This window comes from Pseudomonas sp. HMWF006 (genome assembly GCF_003061205.1).
In the GTDB taxonomy this organism is placed as follows: domain Bacteria; phylum Pseudomonadota; class Gammaproteobacteria; order Pseudomonadales; family Pseudomonadaceae; genus Aquipseudomonas; species Aquipseudomonas monsensis.
This window is the reverse complement of record NZ_QAIU01000438.1, coordinates 1-1,355: the sequence shown is the minus strand read 5'-3', so window position 1 is coordinate 1,355 and position 1,355 is coordinate 1. Positions and strand designations below refer to the sequence as shown.

1 protein-coding gene and 1 pseudogene are annotated in these 1,355 nt (G+C 61.7%); both read left to right on the top strand.

The window, feature by feature from the left end; all coding sequences use genetic code 11:
- Positions 1 to 72, top strand: a pseudogene (locus tag DBR24_RS34870) (hypothetical protein); the annotation flags it as partial.
- Positions 73 to 90: 18 nt separating this feature from the next.
- Positions 91 to 1,355: immunoglobulin-like domain-containing protein (locus DBR24_RS32770; protein WP_371921321.1), on the top strand; the 1,265-nt coding region annotated here is incomplete at its 3' end.

Here is a 1,355-nt window from a genome sequence, read left to right as displayed (position 1 = left end):
GTTCCGGCGCCAGCCGATGACGTCTATAAAGACGCCGGCAAAGTCGAAGTCACCATCAAGGACGCCACCGGCGGCAACTTCGAAAACCTGGTGCCGAGCACCACACCAGCCGTTACCGAAGTGACTGACACCATCGACACCTCGACCGTGAAACTCACGGCTGACACCACTGTGGCTGAAGGTGGCACCGTCACCTACACCGCCACCGTCGGCGCGCCGGTTACCGGCTCGCCTGTCATCGTGACTTTGGCCAACGGTCAGAGCATCACCATCGAAGTCGGCAAAACCAGCGGCACCGTGACCACCACCGCGCCTAACGATGCGTTGGCCGGCAATGCGCCGCTGACCAACTCGATCACCGGTGTTTCCGGTGGTAATTACGAAGATCTGGTCGCCGACAAGACCCCGGTTTCGACCACTGTTACCGACGTCGCCGACACCACCAACCTGTCGCTGAGCGCGACCGGCACCGTGGCTGAAGGCGGTTCGATCGTTTACACCGCGACCCTGACCAATCCGGCCGGCACGCCAGTCACCGTGACCCTGTCGAATGGCTCGGTGATCACCATCGAGGCGGGCAAGACTACCGGCACCGTGACCGTTCCGGCGCCAGCCGATGACGTCTATAAAGACGCCGGCAAAGTCGAAGTGACCATCAAGGATGTATCCGGCGGCAATTTCGAGAATCTGGTGCCAAGCACCACGCCAGCCGTTACCGAAGTCACGGACACCATCGACACCTCGACCGTGAAACTCACGGCTGACACCTCGGTCGCTGAAGGTGGCACCGTCACCTACACCGCCACTGTTGGCGCGCCGGTCACCGGTTCGCCGGTGGTCGTGACGCTGGCCAATGGTCAGAGCATTACCATCGAAGTCGGCAAAACCACCGGCACCGTGACCACCACTGCGCCTAACGATGCGTTGACCGGCCAAGCGCCGATCACCAACGCGATCACGGGCGTGAGCGGCGGCAATTACGAAGACCTCGTTGCCGACAAAACTCCGGTCAGCACCACCGTCACCGACACCACTGACACCACCGACCTGACGCTGAGCGCGACCGGCACCGTGGCTGAAGGCGGTTCGATTGTTTACACCGCGACCCTGACCAACCCGGCTGGCACCCCGGTAACCGTGACTCTGTCGAACGGTTCGGTAATCACCATCGAAGCCGGCAAGACCACTGGCACCGTGACCGTTCCTGCGCCAGCCGATGACGTCTATAAAGACGCCGGCAAGGTCGAAGTGACCATCAAGGACGCCACTGGCGGCAACTTCGAGAATCTCGTTCCGAGCACCGTTCCAGCCGTCACCGACGTGACCGATACCGTCGATACCACCACCGTCAAACT